Below are 26,161 nucleotides of genomic sequence, written 5' to 3'. Positions count from 1 at the left end.
CGATGCCACAACGACGGGAGCAACGCCCTGCGCCAACCGGGTGGAAGCGGTACACCCGCGGGTCGACCCGGGTACACCCCCTGTTTCCCAGGGCTTTTGACACCGACCCCACACGTCGCCCACGATCCTCGATCACGGGGCACCGGTCAGCCCACCCCACCGTACGATCCACGGCTGTGGAAAGGTCGGCGACGAACGTGATCGGCGGGTTGCTCGAACAACGCTACCGGGTCGGCGACCTCGTGGCGCGCGGCGGGATGTCCACCGTCTACCGCGGCGTGGACACGCGGTTGGAACGCCCGGTCGCGATCAAGGTCATGGAACCGCAGTTCTCCGCGGACCCGGCGTTCGTCGCCCGGTTCGAGCGGGAGGCGCGCGCCGCGGCCGGCCTGCACCACCCCGGTGTGGTCGCCGTGCACGACCAGGGCGTCGACGAGGACCGCGTGTACCTCGTGATGGAACTGGTCGAGGGCGGCACGCTGCGCGACCTGCTCACCGCGCGCGGGACGCTCGACGTGCCGCTGGCGCTGACCGTGCTGGAGAAGATCCTCTCCCCGCTGGCCGCCGCGCACCGCGCCGACCTCGTGCACCGGGACATCAAGCCGGAGAACGTGCTCATCGGTCGCGGCGGTGTGGTGAAGGTCGCCGACTTCGGCCTGGTCCGCGCGGTGTCCGGGGTGGGCGTCACCAGCGACACGACGATCCTCGGCACCGTCGCCTACCTCTCGCCCGAGCAGGTCTCCACGGGTTCGGCGGACGCGCGCAGCGACGTGTACGCGGCCGGGATCGTGCTCTACGAGATGCTGACCGGCACGCCGCCGTACGTGGGCGACAACGCGATCTCGGTCGCCTACCGGCACGTGAACGACGACGTGCCGCCCCTGCTGGACGTGCCGCCGCCGGTGGCCGAACTGGTCCGCCGGGCGACCCGCCGCGAGCCGTTCCTGCGCCCCAAGGACGCCGAGGCGTTCCTGGGCGAGGTGGAGGCCGCGCGGGCCGAACTGGGCATCGCGACGGTGGACGTGCCGGTGCCGGGCGTGCAGCGGCCCGTCGCGGTCGAGGCGGGCACCGTGCGGGTGCTCCAGCAGGCCGCTCCCGGCGCGCCGTCACCCGCCGAGCTGACCATGCCGGTGCTGCGGACGCCCACGCCCGCGCCGGTGGGTCCGCAGGGCACGCGGGCGATCTCGCGCGCCGAACTGGCCGCGCCGGTCGCCGCGCCGCCCGCTCCCCCCGCGCCGCCCCGGCCGCGCAAGAAGCGGCCGAAGAAGACCCCCGAGCAGCTGCACGAGGAGATGCGCCGCAAGAGCAAGCGGCAGTTCGTCACCTGGATGTCGGTGGTGGTCGTGGTCGGCGTGCTGGTCGGCCTCGGCTCGTGGTGGATGGCCGTCGGCCGGGTGTCGACCGTGCCCGACCTGGTCGGCAAGGAGGAGAAGGTCGCCACCGCGCTGCTCGACGACGTGTCGCTGAAGTCCGCGATCACCAGCCAGAACAGCGACACCATCCCGAACGGGGTGGTGATCGGCTCCGAGCCGAAGGCGGGCACCGAGGCGCTGCACGGCGACCTGGTGCGGCTGGTCGTGTCGCGCGGCAAGCCGGTGGTGCCGACCGTGCAGGCGGGCGTCGACGTCGCGGCGGCGCAGAGGGAGATCGAGTCGGTCGGGTTGAAGGCCGAGCTGAACGAGGGCGAGGCGGCGTTCAGCGACCGGGTGGCCAAGGGCAAGGTCGTGACGCTGAACCCGGCACCGGGCACCGAGGTCGCGATCGGCTCGACGGTGCGGATCGTCATCAGCAAGGGCTCCCAGCCCAAGCCGGTGCCCAACGTCGCGGGCAAGTCCAAGGACGAGGCGTTCGCGGCGCTGAGCGCGGCGGGCTTCGACCCGGTGGAGGGTCCCGCGGAGTTCGCCGACGGCGTGGAGAACGGCAAGGTCGTGCGCACCAACCCGCCGGCCGGCACGAACGTCGCCAACGGCGGCGACCGCAAGGTGACGGTGACCCTGTCCACCTCGGTGACGGTGCCGAACGTCGAGGGCAAGCGCATCAAGGACGCCAAGAAGACCCTCGAGGACGCGGGCCTCCAAGTCGAGGTCCAGTTCAACAACCGCGACCGCGCGACCGTCGTGAACCAGTCCGTGCGGCCGGGCACCAAGGTCGCCAAGGGCACCAAGGTCGTCCTGATCGCCCTGTAGGCCCCGTCCGGCGCGGGTCGGTGCCACCGCCGGCCGACTCGCGCGGGGGGACCGAGCGGGTCCGGGGGTGCGCGCTTCGTGGTGGTTCCGGGAAGGCCCGGAAAAGCACGACGCCCCCGGATCGGTGAGGATCCGGGGGCGTCGGGAACGCCGTGGTCAGCTGCGCAGCATCTCGGCCACCAGGAACGCCAGTTCCAGGGACTGCTGCGTGTTCAGCCGGGGGTCGCACGCCGTCTCGTAGCGGCCCGCGAGGTCGGTGTCGGAGATCTCCTGGGCGCCGCCCAGGCACTCCGTGACGTCCTCGCCGGTCAGCTCGATGTGGATGCCGCCCGGGTGGGTGCCGAGCCTGCGGTGCACCTCGAAGAAGCCCTGGACCTCGTCCACGATGCGGTCGAAGTGGCGGGTCTTGTAGCCGGTGGACGACTCGTGGGTGTTGCCGTGCATCGGGTCGCACTGCCAGATGACCTGGTGACCCGACGCGGTGACCTTCTCCACGATGGGCGGCAGCACGTCGCGCACCTTGCCGTTGCCCATGCGGCTGATCAGGGTCAGCCGGCCGGGCTGGTTGTGCGGGTCGAGCCGCTGCACGTACTCCACGGCCATCTCGGGCGTGGTCGTCGGGCCGATCTTGAGGCCGATCGGGTTGGACAGCAGCTCGGCGAACGCGATGTGCGCGCCGTCCAGCTGCCGGGTCCGCTCGCCGATCCACAGGAAGTGCGAGGACAGGTCGTAGAGCCGCGGCTGCTCGCCGTTGGTGTCCAACCGCAGCAGCGCCCGCTCGTAGTCCAGCAGCAGCGCCTCGTGCGAGGCGAAGATCTCCGTGGTGTGCAACGACGAGTCGTCCACGCCGCAGGCGGACATGAACCGCAGGCCGCGGTCGATCTCGGCGGCCAGGGCCTCGTAGCGCTCACCGGCGGGCGAGGTGCGGACGAAGTCCTTGTTCCAGTCGTGCAGGCGGTGCAGGTCGGCCATGCCGGCGGTGGTCATCGCGCGCAGCAGGTTCATCGCCGCGCCCGCGTTCGCGTAGGCGCGGATCATCCGGCCCGGGTCCGGGACGCGGGCCTCGGGCGTGGCCACCAGCGAGTTGACGATGTCGCCCCGGTAGGACTGGAGGCCGAGCGCGTCGATGTTCGAGGAGCGGGGCTTGGCGTACTGGCCCGCGATGCGGCCGATCTTGACCACGGGCAGGCTCGCGCCGTAGGTCAGCACGACCGCCATCTGGAGCAGGGTGCGCACGTTGGCGCGGATGTGCGGCTCGGTGTTGTCCGCGAACGTCTCCGCGCAGTCGCCGCCCTGTAGCAGGAAGGCCTCGCCGCGGGCGACCTGGGCGAGGTTGTCGCGAAGGCGGTCGATCTCGGCGGGCACGGTGATCGGCGGCACGCTCTCCAGCACGGCCCGCACCCGGCGCACGAAATCGGCGTCGGGCCACTCGGGCTGCTGCGCGGCGGGCCGGGCCAGCGCTTCGTCGAGTCGGGACCGGAGGTCCGGCGGAAGGGGCGGGAGCTCCGGAAGCGTGTCCACAGGCACGTCCACGGTCCAGTTCACGTCGCCAACCGTACGCGGTCCACGCTGCGGGACGGGGTCGGGTCGGGCTGGACATGACGAGCGTCATGTCCGTCACCCGGTCGGGCGACTACCGGACGTACCGGACACGCGGAAGGGGGACGCGGAACACCCCGCGTCCCCCTTCCGGGTGGGCTCGAACTCAGCCGAAGAAGACCTCGGCCTCGGCGTAGCGCTCGTGCGGGACGGTCTTCAGCTCGGCGGTCGCCTCGGACAGCTTGACCCGGACGATGTCGGTGCCGCGCAACGCGACCATGACGCCGAAGTCGCCCTCGGCCACCGCGTCGACCGCGTGCAGGCCGAACCGGGTCGCGAGGACCCGGTCGTAGGCGGTCGGGATGCCGCCGCGCTGGACGTGGCCCAGCACGACCGCGCGGGACTCCTTGCCGGTGCGCTCGGCGATCTCCTCGGACAGCCACTGGCCGACGCCGCCCAGGCGGACGTGGCCGAACGCGTCCTTCTCACCGGAGTGCAGCACCTCGGCGCCGCCCTCGGGCACCGCGCCCTCGGCGACCACGATGATCGGCGCGAACTCGGCCTCGAAGCGGCGCTCGACCCACTCCACGACCTTCTCCACGCTGAACGGCCGCTCGGGCACCAGGATGCCGTTCGCGCCGCCCGCCAGGCCGGAGTGCAGCGCGATCCAGCCCGCGTGCCGGCCCATGACCTCGACCACGAGGGCGCGGTGGTGGGACTCGGCGGTGGTGCGCAACCGGTCGATCGCCTCGGTCGCGATGTGCACGGCCGTGTCGAAGCCGAACGTGTAGTCGGTCGCGCCCAGGTCGTTGTCGATCGTCTTCGGCACGCCGACGACGCCGATGCCGTCGTCGGTCAGCCGCTTGGCGACGCCGAGGGTGTCCTCGCCGCCGATCGCGATCAGCGCGTCGATCCGGTGCTCGGCCAGCACCTCGCGGATGCGGTCGACACCGCCCTCGACCTTGTAGGGGTTGGTGCGCGAGGAGCCGAGGATCGTGCCGCCGCGGGTCAGGATGTCCTCGACGTCGGCCAGGCCGATCGGCTTGGTGAGACCCTCGATCGGACCCTGCCACCCGTTGCGGAAGCCGACGACCTCCCAGCCGTGGACCTCGACGCCCTTGCGGACGACACCGCGGATCACGGCGTTGAGGCCGGGGCAGTCGCCACCGCCGGTGAGCACACCAATGCGCATTTGCTTAGCCAATCTCTTCGTGGCGCTTGTCACCCAAGCGTGACACGAGCTGGATCGGTGCAGCAAGGCAGGGTCCCACCTGCCGGACGGCCGTCGGAGTGCCTACCGGAGCGCGAACCCCCGGCGCAGCCGCTCGGTCTCGATCACCTTCCAGCGGGCGAGGTTGTGCCGGGCGTCGGCGAGCGCGTCGTGCGCGTCCGCGGGCGGCAGCGGGAGCCGGGGTTTGCCCACGTCCTCCCAGCGCTGCCGCAGGTCGCGGGTGAACCTCGGCAGGCAGCGCGGCAGCGCGGGCATCGCGCCCCACAACTGGGCCAGGGCGACGTGGTCGTAGGCGGCGAACCACGCCCACAGCTCCACGTCGTCCCGGTTGGCCTTGGCACCGCCGAAGAACTCCAGCAGGTCCGCCTTGATCCGCTCCCGGCTGCGCCACGCCTGGTCGGCGGGCGACGGGAGCTGGTTGAGCACGTTGGCGCGCACCCACGGCCCGGCCTTCGCGGGGTCGAACTCCGTGGAGACGGCGTAGTACTCGCGGCCCTCCTCGTCGACCACCCCGATGGAGACGAGGTCGATCGTCACCCCGTCCTCGATGAACTCACAGTCGTAGAAGAACCGCACCCGCACACCCTAGGGGCCGGTCAGCCCGCCTTCGTGTCGGGTAGCCGGTCGACGGGCTTCGCCGAGCCCTGGTCCTCCTTGGCCTTCGTCGCGTAGACGTCGACGTACTCCTGGCCGGACAGCTCCATGAGCGCGTACATGATCTCGTCGGTGATCGACCGCAGCACGAACCGGTCGCCGGACAGGCCCTCGTAGCGGGAGAAGTCCAACGGCTTGCCGATCTTGATCCGGATCGGGTACGGCCGCCACATCCTCGAGCCGATGGGGTTGGCCTTGTCGGTGCCGAACATCGCGACCGGGATGACCGGCGCGCCGGACTCCAGCGCGATCCACGCGACGCCGACCTTGCCCTTGTACAGCCGGCCGTCGGGCGAGCGGGTGCCCTCGGGGTAGATGCCGAGGAGCTTGCCCTCCCGCACGATGCGCACGCCCGTGTCCAGCGCGCCCTGCGCGGCGGACGCGGACGACCGGTCGATCGGCACCTGGCCGACGCCGGAGAAGAACCAACGCTGGAACGCCCCCTTCAAGCCCTTGCCGGTGAAGTACTCGATCTTGGCCGGGAAGGTGACCCTCCGCGACAGCTTCAACGGCAGGAAGAACGAGTCGGAGACCGCGAGGTGGTTGCTCGCCAGGATCGCGCCGCCCTCCTTGGGGATGTTCTCCGCGCCCTCGATGATGCGGGGGCGGAAGAACAACTTCAGGATCGGCCCGAGAAAGATGTGTTTCATCAACCAGTAGAGCACCGCTGGGAGCGCCTCCTCGACGTGCTTGATCCCCGCCACCAGCCTACGGAGCGGACCGCGCACACCACAACGAAGACCCGCGGGCAGGGGGTACGGTCGCAAGTCCCTACGGCTGTCGTGGTCCGCAACACAACACCGTCGTGGGACGATGACCCGGGCAGGAAGCGCCTTCACGACCGGAGGGCTGGAGCACGCCGATGAACTCCCGACGCGACCCGACCGACGGGCCGGACGACGTCGACGCGACCTTCGCCGAGATCGTGGCCGGCCTGGAACGCGAAGGCGTGGGGAGGTCGTGGCCGGGCGACCACGTCGACGTCGAGCCCGATCCGACACCCGCCGCGGCGCCGCCGTCGTCCCCCTCGGCCGCGGCCACCGTCGAGGTGGACGACGGCGACGAGCCCGACGACCCGGACGACCACTTCGTGCCGCCCGAGCCCCCGCCGCTGCCCGCGTTGCGCAAGGGGACGATCGCGGCGTTGGCGGTGATCGTGCTGGGGTTGGTGGTGCTGCTGTTCCCCGGGATCTTCGGGTTGAGCGGCGCGTTGGGGACGACGTTGGCGCTGGTGGTCCTGTGCTGCGGGGTGGGGTGGCTGGTGCTGCGGATCAAGAGCGGGCCTCCGCCGGACTCCGGGTGGGACGACGGCGCGGTGCTCTGAGCGCCTTTCTTGGCCGCTGTTCTTCGAGTTTGTGCGGTGGGTCCGGTGTCGTGGGACCTCGCGGTGGGGCTGTGGGTGGGTCGGGCGTGGCCGGGCGGTGTTCGTCGCGGTGAGTCGGGGTGCGCGGATCTGTGCGGTGGGTCCGGTTTCCCCTAAACCGCGAACATGATCGTGTACCCGTGCGCCGCCCGCCGGAGCGTGACCTCCGCGCAGGTCCGGTGCGTCAGCCACAGGCCGAGGCCCGCCGTGCTCGTGTGCGCCTCGGGCACCAGCCCGGCGGTCGGGCTGGTCGGGCCCTCGCCCCGGTCGGACACGGTCGCCACCACGCCGCCCGCCCAGCGCCACGCGCGGACCACCACCGGGGGCACGCCGTGGCACATGCCGTTGGTCACGGCCTCGCTGACGGCGTACACGATGTCGTCCCGGCGCGTGCCGTCCAGGTCGGCGGCGATCGCGCCGACGGCGTGGCGGGCCACCGCCGGGGTCGGGTCCACCAGGTCGATCAGCGGCGGCGTCGACTCGGCCGGGTGCGGGTCGGGGTGGGCGACGCGGGTGCCGAAGTCGGGGTTCGGACGGCGGCCCGCCCGTTCCACCACCTCGGGGTGGGTGCGCAGCACGTCGTCCACGACGGCCGCCGGGGTGGTGCGCAGGTCGTAGGCGCACATCGCCCACATCGGGAACTCGCCGTAGACGGAGTCCACCGCGACCTCGTAGCGCGCCCACCAGTCCCACGGCGCGCCGACGCCGGGGTGCGGGATCTCGCCGACCACCCTGATCCGCGCCGCGCCGCCCGCCACGTGCTCGGACAGCAGGCGGCGGTAGTTCAGGATCGCGTCGGTCGGGCGGGCGTAGTGGGTCGCGCCGGGCAGGAAGGTGATCCGCTCCGGGTGGCGCACCGCGTCGCGCAGCAGGTTCTCGTTGACCGCGCCGAACGCGGCGATCGCGGGCTCGCCGCCCGCGGTGGCCTCGTCCACGAACGGGACCACGACCTCCAGGAAGTCGTCGTCGGTGGCGTAGAAGGCGGTTTCGTGGCGGAAACCGCTGTGCGTCGGGGTCATCGCACCACCCGGACGCCGGGCATGTCGAGCAGGTCCACCAGGCGGCGCGCGGTCGAGAGCGGGGTGCGCAGCACCACGTCGCCCAGGTCGGACAGCGCGTACAGGCCGTGGTGGTCGATGAAGTCCAGGTCGGGCGCCTCGACGAGGACCTGGCCGTTGCGGCCGAGGCCCGCGCGGTGCAGGGCCAGCGGGAAGCGCTCGCGGCTGTCGAGGTCGATCTCGCCCTCCAGTCCCACGCCGTCCTCGGTCGCGAACAACCGGAACTGCGCGCCGCCCGCGCCGCTCGCCGGGTGCAGGCACGCCAGGTGGCCGATCTCGTCGTCGGTGAGGACGCGGCGGTCGTAGGCGCACATCGCGGCGAACGGTTTGGCGGTCATGTAGCGGTCGACCAGGTGTTCGTAGCGGCAGAACGCGTCCAGCGCGGCGTCGCCGCGGACCAGCGGGGTGGCCTCGGCGGCCACGCGGAGGCCGGTGTAGCCGGCGGCCAGGGCGTCCTCGGTGGCGACGGCGTAGGCGGCGGCCTGGACGTGCGGCTCCACGGCGCGTTCCTGGTAGGCGTCGTTCAGGGAGACGACTTTCAGGGCGCCCGAGGTGAGGGCGTCCTCCAGGCCGGACAGGTGGGTGGTGAGTTCCTCCACCGGGCCTTCGGCGATGTACCAGGCCTCTTGGCCTGCCGCCAGGCCGTCGGTCAGGAATTCCCTTGCTCTGGCGATGAAGTCGGCTTGGGTGTCGAACGGCCAGCACACGTGGTCGTGCAGTCCTAGACCTTGGACGGCGTCTAGTACGCCGGACGTGCGCATGGGGGCAGGTTACGCGGGCGGGTGGGGGTTGGGGAGTGGGGTCCGGGGGGTGTGTTTGTCGGGGTGCGTTTGTCGGGGTGTGGCCGGGTGTCTGTGGGTGTGGGTGCTGTTTAGGGCGTTAAAAGCGTCCTCGCCGGACGGGCAGCGCCTCCGGGGGTGAAGGGCGTCGTGTTCTCCCCGTATGGCCTGCCAGAGGCAACCACATGCGTCAAGGGGGCCGTTTGTGAGTTTGGGCGGCGGTGGGCGGTTCGGTGCCCCCTTGACACATGCGGTTGGGCTTCGCCCAGGCCATACGGGGAGAACACGAGGCCACTGGCTTGGGCTTGCGCGCCCTGTGGCGCTTGGCTAAGGGGTTCGGGCCAGCGTGGCTGCGCCTACCAGGCCTGCGTCGTCTGCGAGGTGGGCTGTTCGGATTCTGGCCAGCGGGCGGTGGCCTGCTCCGGTGACGACTGTTGCGTAGCGTTCCCTTGCCTCGTCCAGGAACAGTGGCGCCGAGCCTGAGACTCCGCCTCCCACGACGATGACCTCCGGGTCGTAGACGTCCGCCACCAGGGCCAGGCCGTCTCCCAGCCAGCGGGCCAGGTCGGAGAGGGCTCGGCAGGCTATTCGGTCTCCCTCCCTCGCCGCCGCTGCCACTCGGCGGCCGGTGATGGAGCGGGGGTCTCGGGTTGCCTCCCTGGTCAGGAGGGTCGAGGTGCCCGGGTTCCTGGCCAGGAGTTCCACTGCCGTCGTGCTCAGGGCCGTGCCGCTGCAATAGCGCTCCCAGCAGCCGCTCTTGCCGCACGGGCACGGGCGGCCGTCGGGGACCAGGCGCAGGTGGCCCAGTTCCGGGGCCACGCCGTGGGCTCCTCGGAAGATCTCGCCGTCGATCAGGAGGGCGCCGCCGATGCCCGTGCCGATGGCGACCAGGACGGCCACCCGGGCGCCTCTCGCGGCGCCGAAGCGGTGTTCGGCCAGGGCCGCGGCGTTGGCGTCGTGTTCCAGGACCACCGGGAGTCCCGTCCGCTTCGCGATTCGGTCCGCCACCGGGGCTTGACGCCAGGCCAGGTGGGGGGCGAAGTGGACGGTGCGGCGGTCGGAGGCCACGAAGCCCGCCACCGCCAGGCCCACCGCCGAGACGTCGTGGCGGGACGCCAGTTCGGTCACGGTGGCGGCGATGACCTCTTCCAGGGCTTCCTCGCCGGACGGGGTCGCGGCTCGGGCCGTGTCCAGGACCGCGCCCCGGGAGTCCACGACGCCGGCTCGCACGCTCGTGCCGCCGACGTCGACGCCCACCGTCAGCACGGACGGTCTCGGCGCACCACCGGGATGTGCTGGACGCGGGGTTTCGCGGGCGGGTGTTCCGGGTCCTCCGGCGGCGTCGGGTCGGCCAGGGCGGCGCGCAGCACGGCGATCAGGCCGACCACGTGTTCGGCGGCCTTCGCGGCCAGTTCCGAGCGGTCGCCGCGGATCAGGGCCGCCGCGTTGCACACCGGGCACCAGCCGCAGGTCGACGGGTCGTGGCCGGCGTCGGCGGAGGCGAGTCGGTGCAGCCAGGGTTCGGCGCGCTCGGCCGCGGCGTCGAGCAGGCCGCGGAGTTCCTCGGTCAGCCTGGGGTCCACCGCGCTCACCGCATCCAGAGGTCGGGGTCGGGTTCGAAGCGGACCACGAGGGCCGCGTCGTCCAGTTCGGCGCCGGTCACCACGCACCGGCGCAGCAGCGACGGCAGGGCGACCAGCTTCCGCCGGCCGTCCACCGTCACCGCGAGGTCGTCGCCCACCCGGGCCAGGTCCAGTGGCGAGTCGCCGACGGACAGCGGGATCCGCAGGGCGTAGCAGTGCCCCTCCTCCCGCACCACCTCGACCGGCGGGATGCCGGTGGGCGCGGTGAAGGGCTCCAGCGGGTCGTCGCGGCCGTACAGGCCGGTCGCGACGGTCAGCAGGGCGGGCAGGCCGACGGGTTCGGCCGCGTGGTGCTCCACCGTGCGAGCGTCGTCCCACTCCGCCAGCACGGCCCGCTGTTCGCGGTGGCGGGCGCGCAGCCACTCGGCCGCCGGTCCGACGTCGTCGCCGGGGTCGGGCACGAGGCGGTTCGCGATCACGCCGTCGACGCGGACGCCCTGGAGCGCCAGCGCGGTGACGGTGCGCCGGGTTTCCGCCGCGACCACCCGTTCCGGCGTCATGACCAGGCGCACCGCGGTGTCGGTCGAGGTCAGCAGGGCGCGCAGGCCGTCGAGGTGCTCCGCGAGCCTGCCGAGCGCGTCGGCGGTGGCGTCCCAGCGGTCCACGTTGGCGCTGCCCGCGACGCCCGCGAGCAGGCCGCGCACCACCCGGCGGTGGGTCGGGAACAGCCGTTCCACGTACCCGGCGAACGCCTCGGGCAGGGCGAGCAGGCGCAGCGTCTCGGCGGTCGGACCGCAGTCCACGACCACCACGTCCCACGGGCCGGTCGAGGCGAGCCGGCGCACCTCGGACAGCGCCAGCAGCTCCTCGACGCCGGGCAGCACGGTCAGCTCCTCGGCGTCCACCTCGTCCACGCCGGCACCCGCCAGCAGGGTCCGCAGGTGGCCGCGCAGGTCGCGCCACGTCGAGTCGACCAGCGCGCGCGGGTCGACCTGGGCGGCGGCCAGGCCCGCGTCGACCTCGGTGACGGCGGCGGTCAGCGGCACGTCGAGCGCGTCGCCCAGCGAGTGCGCGGGATCGGTGGAGACGACCAGGGTTTTGCGGCCGGCCGCGGCGAGCGCGGCGGCGGTGGCCGCGGCGAGGGTCGTCTTGCCGACGCCGCCCTTGCCGGTGAACAGCAGCAGTCGGGCGGTCATCCCGTGCTTTCCACCCGGCGCTTGAGCTCCTTCAACGCGGTATCCATGATCATCTTCTCGGCCTTGCGGCGGAACAGCCCGATCATCGGGACGACCAGCTGCACCGACAGCGTGTAGGTGACCTCGGTGGTCGAGCCGCTCGCGGTCAGCACGTAGCTGCCCTCCTGCGACTTCTGCATCTGGCCCTTGACGAGGTGCCACGACACCCGCGAGGGCGACCACTCGTCGTAGGCGAGCACGTACTCGTCCTTGATCGGGCCCTGGTCGATGTTGAACCTGACCTGCGCCGCCAGTCCGTCCGCGCCGGTGTCCAGCACCTCGGCGCGCTTCACCCCGTTGGCCCACTCCGGGTAGGCGTCGAAGTCGGCGATGACGGCCAGGATCCGCTCCGGCGCCGCGTCGATCACGATGGACTGGGTGGACTCGTCGGCCATGCGGGGGAGGCTACCCGGTGGCCCGTCTCACCAGCGCAACACGTACGGCGTGCCACTGCGCTGGAAGTGGCCGACGTTCACGCACTCGGTCCAGCCGACCCGCACCCGCCGGGCCAGCGGCTGGTGCACGTGCCCGAACACCGACCACCGCGGCCGGTCGCGCTCGATGGTCTTGAGCAACGACGTCGAGCCCAGCTCCGGTCGCTGCGCCACCACGTCGTAGGTCAGCTCCGCGACGGCCGGCGGCACGTGGGTGCACAGCACGTCCACCTCGCCCAGACCCGCCAGCCCCGCGCCGAACTCGTCCTCGGTGCGCAGGTAGGGCCGCCACGGCCCGCGGTTGCCCGGCACGAAGCCGGGGTAGAGCAGCGCGCCGCCCGCGAACCCGAACCGCAGCCCGCCGATCTCGGCGGTCTCGCCGTCCAGCACGCGCACGCCGTCGCGGGCGAAGCGCGGCCACAGCTCGGGGCTGTCCACGTTGCCCGGTGTCGCGTAGGTCGGCGCGGTCATGGCCGCGAACAGCTCGGTGTACTGCTCGAAGATCGCCTCGCGCACCACGGCCGCCGCGTCGTCCAGGCCCTCCCACAGCGACCGCATGTAGCGGACGGTCTCCGCGCCGAGCCGCTCCCGGCGCAGCCGGGCGAACACCGCGACCTTCTCCGCGCCGAAGATCCGCCCGAGGATGCCCTTGCCGTGGTCGTAGTAGTCGACGAAGTCGACCAGGTCGCCGAGCACGACCAGCGCGTCCGCGCCCTCGCCCGCCCTGGCCAGGGCCTCGGCGTTGCCGTGGACATCGGAGACGACGTGTACCCGCACAGTCGCCGAATCTACGGCAGCGCGGGCGCCACCCCGGGTGGTCGACCGGCTTCCAGTGCGATCTTGAGACCGAGCGAGACGGCCTTCGCGGCGAGCTGCCTGGTGCGGACCTCGCGGCGGACGAGCTTCGGCTTCGGGTCGCCGCCGAGCTCCGCGCGCAGGAAGTAGTGCAGCAGCGTCCCGTCGAGGACGGGTTCGAGCCACACCTCCATCGTTCCGACCAGCGCGCCGCCCACCGTCCAGCGCAACCCCTGGAGCCCCCGGTCGGCGTAGACGTCGAGCACCAGGTCCGGCCAGTGCCGCGACCACGAGGCGGGGTCGGCGAACGCGGCCGCGACCACGGCGGGCGGCACCGCGATGAAGGTCTCGTCCACGACGTCCACACTGGGCATGACGGGGAAGAGTGCCACGACACGATTACGGAAGAAGGCCCCGGCCTGGTGTATCGCCGGAATCACAGGCTAAGTTTCCCCACCGGTAACAAACAACTCGTCCGGAGGTCGACGTGCGCGAGTTCAGCGTCCCCGCCACCGCCACTGTGGCTGCCGAGGAGAACCTCACCGACATGGTGTGGGCGAACGCGGAGCGCTTCGGCAACGCCGTGAGCTTCCGCCGCCGGGTGGACGGGACCTGGGTGGACGTCACCGCCCGCGACTTCGCCGCCCAGGTGCTCGCGGTGGCCAAGGGCCTCGTCGCGTCCGGCCTGCGACACGGCGACCGGGTGGGTCTGATGTCCAAGACCCGCTACGAGTGGACCCTGCTGGACTTCGCGATCTGGCACGCGGGCGGTGTCGTGGTGCCGATCTACGAGACGTCCTCGGCCGAGCAGGTCGAGTGGATCCTGGGCGACTCGGGCGCCAAGGCGGTGTTCGTGGAGACCGACGCGCACCGGGCCACGGTGGACTCGGTCGTCGCGGGCCTGCCCGAGGTGCGCAGCGTGTGGCAGGTGGACGGCCCGTCCGGCGCGGACGCGGCGGGCGCGATCGACGAGTTGACCGCGCTGGGCGCGACGGTGACCGACGACGACGCGCGGGCGCGCCGCAAGGAGGTCGGGGCGGACGACACCGCCACGATCGTGTACACCTCCGGCACGACCGGGCGACCCAAGGGCTGCGAGCTCACCCACCGCAACCTGCTGGCCGAGATCCGGGCGGACATCACCGCGTTCCCGCAGCTCATGCAGGCGGGCAACTCGCTGCTGGTGTTCCTGCCGCTGGCGCACATCCTGGCCCGCGCGATCGCGCTGTGCGGCTTCTACGCCCGGGTCACGCTGGGCCACAGCCCGGACGTGAAGAACCTGGTCGAGGACCTCGGCTCGTTCCGGCCCACGTTCGTGGTCGCGGTGCCCCGGGTGTTCGAGAAGGTCTACAACGGCGCCAAGCAGAAGGCGCACGCGGGCGGCAAGGGCAAGATCTTCGACGCGGCCGAGGCGGTCGCCGTCGAGTACAGCCGGGCGCTGGACACCGGCGGCGCGGGCATCGGGCTCAAGGTCAAGCACGCGCTGTTCGGCAAGCTCGTGTACTCGAAGCTCCAGGCCGCGCTCGGCGGTCGGTGCATCGCGGCGGTGTCCGGCGGCGCGCCGCTGGGCGAGCGGCTGGCGCACTTCTTCCGCGGCGTGGGCGTGCCGGTGCTGGAGGGCTACGGGCTGACCGAGACCAGCGCGGCGGCGTGCGTGAACACCGAGTCCGCGTTCCGGGTCGGCACGGTCGGCCGCCCGGTGTCGGGCACCTCGATCCGGATCGCCGAGGACGGCGAGATCCTGATCAAGGGCGACGTGGTGTTCCAGAGCTACTGGAACAACGCGGACGCGACCCGCGAGTCGCTCGAGGACGGCTGGTTCCACACCGGCGACATCGGCGAGCTGGACCCGGACGGCTTCCTGCGGATCACCGGCCGGAAGAAGGAGATCATCGTCACGGCCGGTGGCAAGAACGTCTCCCCCGCCGTGCTGGAGGACCGCCTGCGGTCGCACCCGCTGATCAGCCAGTGCATGGTCGTGGGCGACGCGCAGCCGTTCATCGGCGCGCTGGTCACCATCGACCCGGAGTTCTTCCCGGCGTGGCGCGACCAGCACGGCAAGCCCGCCTCCACGACGATCGCCGACCTGGTGGACGACGAGACGCTGCGCGCCGAGATCCAGGCCGCGGTGGACGAGGCGAACAAGGCGGTGTCCAAGGCCGAGGCGATCCGGAAGTTCCGCATCCTGCCGGTGGACTTCACCGAGGCGGGCGGCGAGATGACGCCGAGCCTGAAGCTGCGCCGGTCGGTCGTCGCGAGCACCTACAAGTCGGACATCGACGCGATCTACACGTGACCCGACGTGATCAGCGCCACACTCCGGTGTGAACCGGGCGGCGAACGGGCACAGACGAGTGGCCCGCACCTGGTGAGGTGCGGGCCACTCGACCCCCAGTGATCGCGCATCCGCCCGGAAGCGGACCCGATGTGTCTTTGTCGTCCCGGCCCCCGACCGGGACTTCACAAAGAGTGCCGGAGTGCGCTGTCGTATCGCTGACGCGGTGATGACTCGCGCCGTCAGCGCGGGGTGGACGAGGGGGTCGGCAGTGGCGGCGGGACCGTGGTTCGGTCTGCTCGGGCCGCTGGACGTGCGGTTGGACGGCCGTCCGGTGCCCGTTCGGGCGGGCAAGCACCGCGCGCTGCTCGCGGCGTTGCTGTTGCGCGCGGGCCGCGTCGTGCCGATCGGCGAGCTGGTGTCGTTCCTGTGGGGCGGCGCGCCGCCGGCCCGGACCAGGGGCACCCTCCAGACCTACGTGATGCGGCTGCGGCAGCTCCTGGGCGACCCCTCGTTGATCCGCACCACCTCCGACGGCTACCGGATGGTCGTGCCGCGCGAGCGGGTGGACGCGCACCGGTTCACCGCGGTGGCCCGCACCGCCTCCCGCGCGGCCCGCGAGGGCAACCTCGCCGAAGCCGCCGACCTGTACGCGGAGGCGGTCGGGTTGTGGCGCGGGCCGGCGCTCGCGGACGTGCCGTCGGACGCGTTGCGCGAGGAGGAGGTGCCGCGGCTGACCGAGCGGCTGATGCTGGTGCACGAGGAGCGCACGGACGTCGAGTTGGCGCTGGGCAACCACGACCGGCTGGTGCCGGTGCTGCGCGGGCTGACCGCGGACCACCCGCTGCGCGAGCGGTTCTGGGCGCAGCTGATGCTCGCGCTCTACCGGTGCAGCAGGCAGGCCGAGGCGCTGGAGGCGTTCCGCCGGGTGGACCGGGTGCTCGCCGAGCAGCTGGGCATCGAACCCGGCCCGGAGTTGCGGCTGCTGCACCAGCGGATCCTCGCGGGCGACCCGGGGTTGGCCGCGCCCGGCCGGGACGCGCCGGACGTGCCGCGGCAGTTGCCCGCCGACGTGCCGGCGTTCGTCGGGCGGGAGGCCGAGGCGGAGCGGATCGTCGCGCTGGTCGCGCCGGACGGACCGCGCACGGCGGTGCCGATCGTGGCGCTGACCGGACCCTCGGGCGTGGGCAAGACGGCGCTGGCGGTCCGGGTGGCGCACCGGCTGCGGGACCGGTTCCCCGACGGGCAGCTGTACGCGGACCTGCGCGGGTGCTCGTCCGGGCCGACGCCGGTGGTGGCGGTGCTGACCGGGTTCCTGCGCGCGCTGGGCGTGCCGCCGGAGCAGGTGCCGGAGGACGTGGACGAGCAGAGCTCGCTGTTCCGGTCGCTGCTCGCGGGCCGGCGGATGCTGCTGGTGCTCGACGACGTCGCCGCGCCGGACCAGGTGCGGCCGCTGCTGCCCGGTGTCGCCGGGTGCCCGGTGCTGGTGACGAGCCGGGACGACCTGCGCGGGCTGATCGCGGTCGACGGCGCGCGGCGGGTCGCGCTGGGCGTGCTGTCGCCCGACGAGTCGTGCGCCCTGCTGGGTCGCACCGGCGAGGCGGCGCGCGAGCTGGCCCGGCGGTGCGGCGGACTGCCGCTGGTGCTGGGCGTGGCGGCGGCGGCGCTGGGTGACGGATCGGTCGAGCGGTTCCTCGAACGGCTGGGCGACACGCCGGTCCTGGCGTTCGCGCACGCCGTGCTGCCGCCGCCGGCCCGCCGGTTGTTCGGGCTGCTCAGCGTGGTGCCGGGGGTGGACTTCACGGTCGAGGCGGCGGCGAACACGGGCGACCTGGCGGTGGTCGAGGCCGGGCTGCTGCTCGACGCGCTGGTCGCGGCCCGGCTGGTGGTGCCCGGCGGCGGCCGGTACCGGTTCCACGACGAGGTGGCCCGGCTGGCGGCGTCGGTGGTGGTCGACCCCGGGCCCGCGCGGACCCGGTTGCTCGACTTCTACGTGGCGGCGGTCGAGCGGTGCGGCGCCCTGCTGCACCCGGACTCGACCCGGCCGCCGGCGGACGGGGTGCGGTTGCCGCGGGTGCAGACCCGGGCCGAGGCGCGGGCGTGGTTGGACGCGGAGCGGACGAACCTGGTGGCGGCGGTGCGGTCGGCGGCCGAGCGGGGGCCGGCGGACGTGGCGTGGCGGCTGGTGGACGGGCTGCGCGGGTACCTGTGGATCGGCAAGCACGTGGTCGAGTGGCGGTCGGCCGCCCGGTACGGCCTGGACGCGGCGCACGAGCAGCAGGACCTCGAGGGCGAGGCGGCGATGCGGCACAGCCTGGGGGCATTGCACTGGCGGTTGGGCGACCACCGCGCGTCGGTGGCGCACTACAGGGCGGCCGTGGAGCTGCACCGGGGTGCGGGCGACGCGGTGGCGGAGGCGGACGTGCGCGGGCACCTGGGCGCCGTGCTGCTGGAGTCGGGCGAGCCGGGCGCGGCGCGGGACGAGCTGGAGGCGTGCCTGGCGTTGCGCCGGGAGGCGGGCGCGCCCCGGCTGGGCGACGTGCCGGTGCTGACCGCGCTGGGCGCGCTGGCCCTGGAGACCGGTGCCCTGCCCGAGGCGGTGGAACTGCTCTCCGAGGCCGTGACGACGAGCGTCGGCCACGACCCGCGCGGCGGCGCCGTCACCCCGCGCACCCTGCTGGCACTGGCCCGCCACCTGTCCGGTGACCACGTCCTGGACCACCTGGCCGAAACCCTGCGCCGCAGCCGCGCCGAGGGCTTCCCGGAAGCCACCGCCAAGGTCCTGGAGACCACCGCCCGGGTGCGCCTGGACCTGGGCGACCCGCTCGCCGCGCTGGACCTCGCCACCCGGGCCCTGGCCGAACTCCGGGAGGACGCCGACCAGCGCGTCACCACCGACGTCCTGATCGTGATGGCGGCCGCGAACCACGCCCTGACCGCACACGCCAAGGCCGACGCGCAGTACCAGCAGGCGCTGACCAAGGCCCGACGGATCTCCTACCGCGCCGCGGAGGCCAAGGCCCTGGCCGGTCTGGCCGAAGTGCGCCGCGCGACCGGCAACCCGGGCGAGGCCACCACCCTGGCCACCGAGGCGACGACGCTCGCGGACACCCTCGGCCTGCCCCGCCACCTGTAGGCCTCCGGCCCCGGTCACGATCGTCCCACGCACCACCGACAATTCCCCGCCACCGACAATGCCGCGCGACCGGCGGAGTCCGGCGTGCTCGGCGCGGCCGGGCGTGCGGTGCCGACGCTGCCGCCGGTTCCGCGATCCGGCCCGCAGGGCGGCCGGTCCGAGCACGAGCAGGGCGGCCGGTCCGAGCACCGGTCCGCGCGATTCGGGCACGAGCAAAGCCGTTGTCCGAGCGCCGGACCCGCGCGCGGTTCGACCCGACATCGCGCACGTCCCCGCCGAGTGCCGTGCCCGCCGACGGCCCGCGAGCGGCCCGCGTCGGTACCCTCGAGTCGGCCACCCGGGCACCCGGCGTCCGGGAATCGCCGGCTCCGGCCGCACGCCGCCGACCCCGCGCACCCACCCTGGCCTCGCAGGTTGTGCCCGCACCCCGGGGCGGCAACGCACCGCCTCGTCCCGCGCCCGCCGGTCGGCGATCCCCGGCGGCGGGGGCAGCCGCTCGCCCCTGGGCGCCACGCGGCACTCAGCCGTCGATCAGGCCCGCCAGGCGGGAGGCCAGTGCGTCCCAGCGCCACTCCCGGGACACCCACTCGCGGCCGGCTTCGCCGAGGCGGGCCGCGCGACGGGGGTCGGCGAGGAGGTCGGCGACCGCCTCCGCGACCGACTCGACCGCGCGGCCGTCGACCACGGTGCCCGTCACGCCGTCGCGGACCGTCTCCGGCGCGCCGCCCGATCGGCCCGCCACCACCGGCAGACCGGTGGCCGAGGCCTCCAGGTAGACGATGCCCAGGCCCTCCACGTCCAGGCCGCGGCCTCGGGTGCGGCACGGCATCGCGAAGACGTCGCCCGCGTTGTAGTGCGCCGGCAGCTCCTCCCACGGCACGGACCCGGTCAGCACCACGTCGTCCGCCACCCCGTGCTCGCGCGCCAGCCGCTCCACCGTCGACCGGTACGGCCCGCCGCCCACGACCAGCAGCGCCGCGTCCGGCACCCGCCGCCGGATCGACGGCAGCGCCCGCACCAGCACGTCCTGCCCCTTGCGCGACACCAGTCGGGACACGCACACCACCACCGGGCGCGACCCGAGGCCGTACCGGGCGCGCACCTCCGCGCGGGCCGCCGGGTCGGGGGCGAACACCGCCGTGTCCACACCGGACGGCAGGTGCTCCAGGGCCGCGCGGGCGCCGAAGGCGGCGGCGAAGCGGGACCTGGTGTAGCGGCTCACGAAGGTCACGACGTCCACAGTGGAACCGATGCGGCGCAACGCCTGTCGGGCTCCCGGCACCATCGACCAGCCGACCTCGTGCCCGTGCGTCGACGCCACGACCCGCTCGACGTCCAGTCGCGGTGCCATCAGCGCCAGCGGCGCGGCCGCGCCGAACCACACCGCGGAGCAGTCCTCCGCCCGCGCGACCTCGCGCGCCCGCCGCAGCACGTCCGGTGTCGGCAGCATCAGCGTCCCGGGGTGCCGCACCACCGGAAACGGTTGCGCCGCGTCGAATTCCGCCGCGCCGGGCCACGACGGCGCGTACACCGCGAGCGACGGCAGCCGCAGCGCCAGCGCGTGCAGGTAGGACTGGATGCCACCGGGCCGGGGCGGGAAGTCATTGGTCACCAGGAGGGTCCGACGCACCGGCACCACGTTACGTGAACCGCTCCCGGAGGAAGTCCTGCCAGCCGCGCACCAGCGACGCCCGGTCCCGGCCGGTGGTCTCCCACAGCAGCGCGTCGACGTCCGACCTCCCGGCCGCCGCGATCCGCCGGTACAGCGCCACCAGCCCGGGTTCGCCGACCACCGAGACGAGGTACTCGTTGAACGTCCACGCCTCCTGGTAGGCCAGTTCCATCGACGCGCCGCGGAAGTCCGCGTCCGCCGGGAGGTCCGCGGGCACGCCCGAGCGCAGCACCGCCGCCAGCGCGGGCGCGGCCGACCTCGGCGACACCTCGCTCCCCCGGTAGCCCACGTAGTCCGCGAAACCCTCCAGGAGCCACATCGGCGCGCCGTCGGCGGTCCGCCCGCGCGCCGCGACGTGGGTGATCTCGTGCCGCAGCAACACCCGCAGCGGCAACGGCGGCAGCGCGGAGGCGGTGTCCGGGTTCAGCACCACCCGCTGGCCGAGCGCGACGTGCGTGGTCGGGTCGACCCGGTCGGCCACCGCGACGCCCGCGATCGACCCGTCGGCGAACCCGGGCCCGACGAGCGACCGCATCTCCTCCGCGCCGCCCGGCACCACCACGGCCACCTGGCGCGACCAGTCCTCGCCCCACACCGCGGTCACCGCCGCGACCGCGTCGTCCACCTCGCCCAGCACCTTCGCCGCGAACGCCTCGCCGCCGGGGTGCGCGATCACGAAGCCACCCGCGCCGGACCGCACGACGCACGGCCCGAAGTCCCACGGGCCGCGCCAGGTCTTCCTGCCGACGGGCTCGAGCGCGGTGTCGGAGTTGAGGTACCACCGGTCGCCGCGCCGGGTGAACAGGTACGCCAGGTCCCGGACCGCCGGTTCGGCGTCCACCCCGCGCAACCGGTACGCGAGCCGCACGCCGGGCGCGAACGCCTCGTCCGCGGCCGGCAGCCGCACGCCGTCCAACGGGGTCGCGCCGGCCACCCGGTACGCCCAGTCGCCGACCGGCACGTCCGCGAGGTTGTCGAACAGCTGCTTCTGCCGCGTCCGGAAGTCCGCCGACGCCGACGGGTCGAGGTCGGCCAGGAACGCCTGCTCGTCGCGGGTTTCCACGGCGTGCGCGCGCCGGTCGAGCAGCGCCTTCACCGCGCCGATCCGGGCGGGTTCGAGCACCGCGCCGGACGGCGGGAGCACGGCCAGGAAGCCGAGCAGGACCAGCAGGACGACGACGAGGCCCAGCACGACGCGCACAGGGCCGCCCCCCACCGGAGGACGGCCCTGTGCCACGGTCGTTCCCGTCAGCCCACGCGCCGGATCGTGTCGATCGAGCCCGGTGCGTCCAGGGCCGCGATCTTCACCGGCACACCGTCGGTGGCCGCGTGCACGATCGTCGAGCCGTCCACGGCGATCGCGACGTGCGTGCCACCGTTGTAGATGACCAGGTCGCCCGCGGCGATCTGGGAGCGGGGCACCGACACGCCGACGCCCGCCTGGCCCTGGCTCGTGCGGGGGATGCTGATGCCCGCCGCCGCGTACGCCTTCGAGGTCAGGCCGGAGCAGTCCCAGGTGTCCGGACCGTTGCCGCCCCACGCGTACATGTCGCCGCGCTGGTCCAGCGCGAACTGGAGCGCGATGCCGGCCGCGCCACCGGGCACCGGCACCGACGCGGTGTTGCCCGGGTCCTTCAGCACGGCCTTGTCGGTCGTGCTGAGCTTGTTCAGCGCGGTCTTGACCTCGCTGATCTGGTTGTCCAGGTCGCCCTTGCGCTTCTTGACGTCCTCGGTGATCTTCACCGCGTCGTCGGAGGCCTTCTGGGCGCGCTTCTGCGCGTCGGCCGCCTTGTTCTTGGCGTCCTCGGCCGCGTCCACCGCGCCGGACAGCTTGCCCAGCGCCTCGGTGTTGTCGGCGGCGAGGATGCCGAGCGCGGACATCCGGTTGAGGAAGTCCTGCTGCGAGTCGCTGACCAGCAGTGCGGAGAGCTGGTTGAACCGGGCGCCCTCGAACGACGCCTCGGTGAGCTTGTCGACCTGGCCGCGGAAGGTCTCGACGTCGGCCTTCGCCACGTCGGCCGCCTGCTGGGCCTGCGCGAGGTCGGTGTTGGCCTTGTCCAGCTCCTGCTGGTTCTTGTCCTGCTGCTCCTGGGCGCGGAGCAGTTCCTCGTTGAGCTTGCCCGCTTCCTCGTTGAGCTCGTTGTACTTCTTGAGCGCATCCGATTCGGTGGTCGGCTGGGCCGAGGCGGGGAGCGGAACCACGCCTACCGCTGCGGCGGCCACCGCCGTGGCCGCGATCGCACCGCGCACACCGAGCCTGAGTCGTTGCGACGCCACGTTCGCGCGTCTCTCCTCACATGTGGACCGCCTGCCGGCACGGCCGTCCCCCACTTCAAGGCGGACTCGCGTGCGGTGGTGCGCGTCGACTCCCCGACAGGCCGAGCGCGGCGGTGAACCCGTGTCGCCGCCCAGGGTGGACGGCCAACCCCACAGGATCTCGGCCAGGTTACGAAAAGTGAGCGCCGGCGTCCACCGGCCTGACCGTGAAAAGGCTTCAGATACATCACGATCCCCGAACGGTCCAGCGGCGACACCCGATCGGGGTGTGAAAAACAGGACGCGGGTCACACCCGGCCAAGCCGCGCCAGCAGCACCGCGGAGGGCACCGGGTGCGCGCCGCGGCGACGCACCGAGTCCGCGACGGCACGGTCCGAGGTCACCACGACCACCGGCCGGCCCTCGGGCTCGGCCGTCACCAGCGCCCGGATCACGTCGTCTGCCAGCACTCCGGGATCGCTGAACAACACGCGCACCCCGCGCGGCGCGGACGTCGGCACGGCCACCACGCCGGCGCCGTCGAACACCAGCGTCACCTCGGCGCCGGTCCGCGCGGCCAGCACCGCGAGCTGGTGCACCAATCGATCGCGTTGATCCGAAAGGGACAGCTCGGGGTAACCCGTCTTGGTGACGTTGTAACCGTCCACGATCAGGTGAACGGCCGGGAGGGCGAGCAGCCTGTCCAGTGCCGCGGGGTCCTCCACGCGGCCCACGGCGCCCTGTGCCGCGCTCGCGCCGCGCACCAGGTCGGCCGGTCGCGGACCCGCTCCGCCGAGCGCCAGTTCACGCCGCAGGCCGTTCACCGCGCCGTCCAACGTGTCCACCAGCAGTGCCAGCCGCACCTCGTCGGCCTGGCGGGCCTCCTTGGCCGACTGGCGGGCCACCTCGGCGTCCGCCTCGGCCCGCTGCGCCTTGGCCCGCTCGTTCTCCGCGCGCTCCCGCTCGCGGTCCCGCTCGGCGGTCAGCCGGCGCAACTCGGCGTCGGCCTGCGCGCGCACCCGGCCCACCTCGACCGCCGCCGCCTCGGCCCGGTCCTTGGCCTCGCGCAGCCGCACGCCCTGCTCGCGCAGGCGCTTGCGCAGCCGTTCCAGCTCGACCTCGGCCACCTCGCGGATCTTGTCCGCCGCGCCGCCCGCCTCCGCCCGCTCCGCGCGCAACCGCTCCAGCTCGGCGTCGAGCCGCTCGGCCCGCGCCACGGCGCCGTCCCGCTCGGTCCGCAGCGCCGCGTCCGCGCCGCGCCGGGTCACGAGCTCCACGAAGTGCGCCGCGACCTCCTCACCCTGCAACACCGCCGCCGCGCCCGCCGCGACCGGGTCCGGCGCGGTGGTCTCCAGCGCCGCCGGGCGGTTCTTGCGCAGCCACTCCACGACGGCCGTGCGGAAGTTGGACGAGGACCGCAGCGCGCCGATCAGCGCCGGCGCGCCCAGCCTGGCCCGCTTGGTCGGCGCGAACCGGGCGACGGCGCGCAGCGACTGCGGCACGTCGACCTTCGCCAGCTCGCCCAGCGCGTCCGCGCTCAGCTCCGCGAGCCGGACCCGCAGCGGCTCGGGCAGCCCACCCCAGTCCACAGTGGACTCGACGGCCTGCTCCGGCTCCTCGGCCGGCAGGTCGTCGGCCTCGTCCGCCGGCGTGATCGGGTCCTGCACCCGTACAGGCTACGGCCAGGCCGGAGCAGACACCGATCCGGTGACACGAGGTCGCGCGGCTCGTGACCGACTCTTTGTCGGTGGTCGCCGCTAGCCTTCCGGCCCGATGACCACTCAACTGTCGTTCGACGAGCTCGGGACCCCGTTGCGGGAGACGACGTTCGTCGTATTCGACCTGGAGACCACCGGCGGATCGGCGGACCAGGACGCGATCACCGAGATCGGCGCGGTGAAGGTCCGCGGCGGTCGGGTGGTCGGCGAGTTCGGCACGCTGGTCGACCCCGAGCGGGGCATCCCGCCGCAGATCGTCGCGCTGACCGGGATCACCCAGCTCATGGTCACCGGCGCGCCGACGCTGCGGACCGTGCTGCCCGCGTTCCTCGAGTTCGCCGCCGGCGCGGTGCTGGTGGCGCACAACTCCGGCTTCGACGTGGGGTTCCTCAAAGCGGCGTGCGAGCGGCACGGGTACCGGTGGCCGAAGCCGACCGTGGTCTGCACGGTCAAGTTGGCGCGCCGGGTCCTGACCCGGGACGAGGCGCCCTCGTGCCGGCTCGCCGCGCTGGCCGCGCTGTTCCGGGTGTCGGTCGTGCCGGACCACCGGGCGCTGCACGACGCCCAGGCGACCGTCGAGGTGCTGCACCACCTGCTGGAGCGGGTCGGGAACCTCGGCGTGCACTCGCTGGAGGAGTTGCTCGCCTACCTGCCCGAGGTGACGCCCGAGCAGCGGCGGAAGCGGACGCTGGCGGCCGACCTGCCCTCGGCGCCGGGGGTGTACCTGTTCCGCGGCCCCTCGGAGGAGGTGCTGTACGTCGGGACGGCTTCGGACCTCCGCAGGCGGGTCCGGCAGTACTTCACCGCCTCGGAGGGGCGGCGGCGGTTGCGCGAGATGGTCGCGCTGGCGGTGCGGGTGGACCACGTGGTGTGCGCGCACGCGCTGGAGGCGTCGGTGCGCGAGTTGCGGCTGTTGACGGCGCACAAGCCCGCGTACAACCGGCGGTCCAAGAACGCGGACGGGGCGTGGTGGGTCGCGCTGACCGACGAGGCGTTCCCGCGGTTGTCGGTGGTCCGGGTGCCCCGGGACGGGGCGTGGGGGCCGTTCCGGTCCCGACGGGCGGCCGAGGCGGCGGTGGAGGGGGTGTTGGAGGCCGTGCCGTTGCGGGCCTGCTCGATGCGGATCCCGGCGCGCGGCGGGTCGGGGGCGCCGTGCGCGTTGTACGAGATGGGGCGGTGCAAGGCGCCGTGCGCGGGGTTGCAGTCCGTTGCGGAGTACGCGCCCGGGGTGGAGGCGGTGCGGGCGTTGGTGAGCGGGGGGTCGTCTCGGGCGCTGGGGGCCGTGGTCGAAGCGGTGGAGGGGCTCGCCGGTGAGCAGCGGTTCGAGGAGGCCGCGGTGCGGCGGGATCGGGTGGTGGGGGTGGTGCGGGCGTTGGACCGCGGGCAGCGGTTGGCCTCGTTGGCTTCCCTGGCCGAGGTCGTGGTGGCCCGGCCGGACGGGAGCGGGGGGTGGGAGTTCGTCGTGGTGCGGTACGGGCGGTTGGCTTCGGCCGGGGTGGCCGGGCGCGGGGTTCGGCCGATGCCGGTGGTGGACGCGTTGGTCGCTTCGGCGTCGGTGGTCATTCCCGGGGCCGGGCCGTTGCGCGGGGCACCGGCCGAGGAGGTCGCGGTGATCCTGCGCTGGATCGATCGACCCGGGTCGCGGTTGGTGTACTGCTCGGAGCCCTGGGTGTCGCCGGCCGGGGGTGCAGGTGCCTGGCGCGGGTGGGTGGAGCGGGCCGAGGCCGGTCGCGACCAGTTCCGGGTGGCGGTTCACTAGGATCTGGGCATTCCTACGTTGAGGAGGACGCTGTGATCACCGCGATCGTGTTGATCCAGGCCGCCGCCGAGAGCATTCCGGACGCGGCGCAGGCGATCGCCGACATCGAAGGCGTCACGGAGGTTTACTCCTGTGCGGGGGACGTGGACCTCATCGCTTTGGTGAAGGTCGCCCGGCACGAGGATCTGGCCGACCTGGTGCCCGGGCACATCAGCAAGGTTCCCGGGGTGTTGAACACGGACACCCACATCTCGTTCCGGTCCTACTCCAAGCACGACTCCGAGGCTGCGTTCTCCATCGGGTTGGATGCTGTTTGATCTTTGGCCCGTGGTTGGGGTGCTGTGGGCGTGGCTTGCGTTTGGGGTGTGTCTGGTGGGGTGTTGGCCTGCGTTTAGGGCGTAAAAGCGTCCTCGCCGGACGGGCAGCGCCTCCGGGGGTGAAGGGCGTCGTGTTCTCCCCGTATGGCCTGCCTGAGGCAACCACATGCG

The 26,161-nt window shown here is 73.3% G+C and carries 22 protein-coding genes; 6 read left to right on the top strand and 16 right to left on the bottom strand.

What is annotated here, in order from left to right; all coding sequences use genetic code 11:
- The first annotated feature begins 176 nt into the window (after window positions 1-176).
- Window positions 177-2,186 carry a PASTA domain-containing protein gene (locus AB0G50_RS12710; RefSeq protein WP_360106226.1) on the top strand — a complete coding sequence of 670 codons (2,010 nt, stop codon included), beginning with the start codon at window positions 177-179 and terminating at the stop codon, window positions 2,184-2,186.
- 156 nt (window positions 2,187-2,342) lie between these two features.
- Here AB0G50_RS12710 and AB0G50_RS12705 read toward each other — a convergent pair whose 3' ends face one another.
- The 4 genes from AB0G50_RS12705 to AB0G50_RS12690 all read right to left on the bottom strand — a co-directional run bounded on the left by AB0G50_RS12705 (window position 2,343) and on the right by AB0G50_RS12690 (window position 6,275).
- A complete protein-coding gene (locus AB0G50_RS12705) occupies window positions 2,343-3,731 on the bottom strand; it encodes a class II 3-deoxy-7-phosphoheptulonate synthase (protein ID WP_360106223.1) in 1,389 nt (462 codons plus the stop codon).
- Between the two features lie 160 nt (window positions 3,732-3,891).
- Window positions 3,892-4,917 carry a 6-phosphofructokinase gene (locus AB0G50_RS12700; RefSeq protein ID WP_360106220.1) on the bottom strand — a complete coding sequence of 342 codons (1,026 nt, stop codon included), beginning with the start codon at window positions 4,915-4,917 and terminating at the stop codon, window positions 3,892-3,894.
- Window positions 4,918-5,019: 102 nt separating this feature from the next.
- Window positions 5,020-5,532, bottom strand: a complete 513-nt coding sequence (locus tag AB0G50_RS12695; RefSeq protein WP_360106217.1) for a polyadenylate-specific 3'-exoribonuclease AS — start codon at window positions 5,530-5,532, stop codon at window positions 5,020-5,022.
- Window positions 5,533-5,552: 20 nt separating this feature from the next.
- Window positions 5,553-6,275: a lysophospholipid acyltransferase family protein gene (locus AB0G50_RS12690; protein ID WP_360106574.1), complete on the bottom strand. Its 723-nt coding sequence runs from the start codon at window positions 6,273-6,275 to the stop codon at window positions 5,553-5,555.
- Window positions 6,276-6,472: 197 nt separating this feature from the next.
- Here AB0G50_RS12690 and AB0G50_RS12685 point away from each other — a divergent pair, with 197 nt between their 5' ends.
- Complete coding sequence (locus AB0G50_RS12685; protein WP_360106214.1) at window positions 6,473-6,934, top strand: hypothetical protein; 462 nt, start codon at window positions 6,473-6,475, stop codon at window positions 6,932-6,934.
- Window positions 6,935-7,086: 152 nt separating this feature from the next.
- Here AB0G50_RS12685 and AB0G50_RS12680 read toward each other — a convergent pair whose 3' ends face one another.
- From AB0G50_RS12680 to AB0G50_RS12645, 8 genes are all read right to left on the bottom strand, one after another.
- Window positions 7,087-7,992 (bottom strand): anti-sigma factor RsbA family regulatory protein, encoded by a 906-nt coding sequence (locus AB0G50_RS12680; protein ID WP_360106211.1) that lies wholly within the window; start codon window positions 7,990-7,992, stop codon window positions 7,087-7,089.
- Entirely contained in the window at window positions 7,989-8,792 is an 804-nt protein-coding gene (locus tag AB0G50_RS12675; protein WP_360106208.1) for an MEDS domain-containing protein, read from the bottom strand. Before AB0G50_RS12675 ends, AB0G50_RS12680 begins: the two co-directional genes overlap by 4 nt.
- A gap of 345 nt (window positions 8,793-9,137) precedes the next feature.
- Window positions 9,138-10,076: an ROK family glucokinase gene (locus AB0G50_RS12670; RefSeq protein WP_360106206.1), complete on the bottom strand. Its 939-nt coding sequence runs from the start codon at window positions 10,074-10,076 to the stop codon at window positions 9,138-9,140.
- Window positions 10,070-10,393, bottom strand: coding sequence for a hypothetical protein (locus tag AB0G50_RS12665; protein WP_360106203.1), 324 nt, complete (start codon window positions 10,391-10,393; stop codon window positions 10,070-10,072). The genes AB0G50_RS12670 and AB0G50_RS12665 overlap by 7 nt, the downstream gene beginning before the upstream one ends.
- A gap of 5 nt (window positions 10,394-10,398) precedes the next feature.
- On the bottom strand, window positions 10,399-11,589 hold the full coding sequence (locus AB0G50_RS12660; RefSeq protein WP_360106200.1) for an ArsA family ATPase: 1,191 nt from the start codon (window positions 11,587-11,589) through the stop codon (window positions 10,399-10,401).
- Complete coding sequence (locus AB0G50_RS12655) at window positions 11,586-12,023, bottom strand: SRPBCC family protein (RefSeq protein ID WP_360106197.1); 438 nt, start codon at window positions 12,021-12,023, stop codon at window positions 11,586-11,588. Before AB0G50_RS12655 ends, AB0G50_RS12660 begins: the two co-directional genes overlap by 4 nt.
- Before the next feature lie 27 nt (window positions 12,024-12,050).
- Complete coding sequence (locus AB0G50_RS12650) at window positions 12,051-12,839, bottom strand: metallophosphoesterase (protein WP_360106195.1); 789 nt, start codon at window positions 12,837-12,839, stop codon at window positions 12,051-12,053.
- A gap of 11 nt (window positions 12,840-12,850) precedes the next feature.
- The gene (locus tag AB0G50_RS12645; RefSeq protein ID WP_360106193.1) at window positions 12,851-13,231 is read right to left on the bottom strand and encodes a polyketide cyclase / dehydrase and lipid transport; all 381 of its coding nucleotides are present in this window, start codon (window positions 13,229-13,231) and stop codon (window positions 12,851-12,853) included.
- A gap of 113 nt (window positions 13,232-13,344) precedes the next feature.
- On the opposite strand from AB0G50_RS12645, the gene AB0G50_RS12640 reads away from it, so the two are divergent.
- Window positions 13,345-15,153: a long-chain fatty acid--CoA ligase gene (locus tag AB0G50_RS12640; RefSeq protein WP_360106190.1), complete on the top strand. Its 1,809-nt coding sequence runs from the start codon at window positions 13,345-13,347 to the stop codon at window positions 15,151-15,153.
- Window positions 15,154-15,403: 250 nt separating this feature from the next.
- Complete coding sequence (locus AB0G50_RS12635; protein WP_360106187.1) at window positions 15,404-18,268, top strand: BTAD domain-containing putative transcriptional regulator; 2,865 nt, start codon at window positions 15,404-15,406, stop codon at window positions 18,266-18,268.
- A 520-nt stretch (window positions 18,269-18,788) separates the two neighbouring features.
- Here the strand turns inward: AB0G50_RS12635 and AB0G50_RS12630 are convergent.
- The 4 genes from AB0G50_RS12630 to AB0G50_RS12615 form a co-directional block, all read right to left on the bottom strand.
- A complete protein-coding gene (locus AB0G50_RS12630; RefSeq protein ID WP_360106184.1) occupies window positions 18,789-19,898 on the bottom strand; it encodes a glycosyltransferase family 4 protein in 1,110 nt (369 codons plus the stop codon).
- Between the two features lie 10 nt (window positions 19,899-19,908).
- Window positions 19,909-21,141, bottom strand: coding sequence for a hypothetical protein (locus AB0G50_RS12625; protein WP_360106182.1), 1,233 nt, complete (start codon window positions 21,139-21,141; stop codon window positions 19,909-19,911).
- Between the two features lie 47 nt (window positions 21,142-21,188).
- Window positions 21,189-22,142 (bottom strand): NlpC/P60 family protein, encoded by a 954-nt coding sequence (locus tag AB0G50_RS12620; RefSeq protein WP_360106179.1) that lies wholly within the window; start codon window positions 22,140-22,142, stop codon window positions 21,189-21,191.
- Between the two features lie 362 nt (window positions 22,143-22,504).
- On the bottom strand, window positions 22,505-23,824 hold the full coding sequence (locus tag AB0G50_RS12615) for an NYN domain-containing protein (RefSeq protein WP_360106571.1): 1,320 nt from the start codon (window positions 23,822-23,824) through the stop codon (window positions 22,505-22,507).
- Between the two features lie 145 nt (window positions 23,825-23,969).
- Here AB0G50_RS12615 and AB0G50_RS12610 point away from each other — a divergent pair, with 145 nt between their 5' ends.
- Both AB0G50_RS12610 and AB0G50_RS12605 read left to right on the top strand, forming a co-directional pair.
- Window positions 23,970-25,673, top strand: a complete 1,704-nt coding sequence (locus tag AB0G50_RS12610) for a DEDD exonuclease domain-containing protein (RefSeq protein ID WP_360106176.1) — start codon at window positions 23,970-23,972, stop codon at window positions 25,671-25,673.
- Between the two features lie 32 nt (window positions 25,674-25,705).
- Window positions 25,706-25,990, top strand: coding sequence for an Lrp/AsnC ligand binding domain-containing protein (locus AB0G50_RS12605; RefSeq protein ID WP_360106173.1), 285 nt, complete (start codon window positions 25,706-25,708; stop codon window positions 25,988-25,990).
- Window positions 25,991-26,161 lie beyond the last annotated feature (171 nt).

Source organism: Actinosynnema sp. NPDC020468, from assembly GCF_040642015.1.
In the GTDB taxonomy this organism is placed as follows: domain Bacteria; phylum Actinomycetota; class Actinomycetes; order Mycobacteriales; family Pseudonocardiaceae; genus Actinosynnema.
Note: the sequence above shows the minus strand (reverse complement) of the source record. Positions and strands in the feature narration are given on the sequence as shown.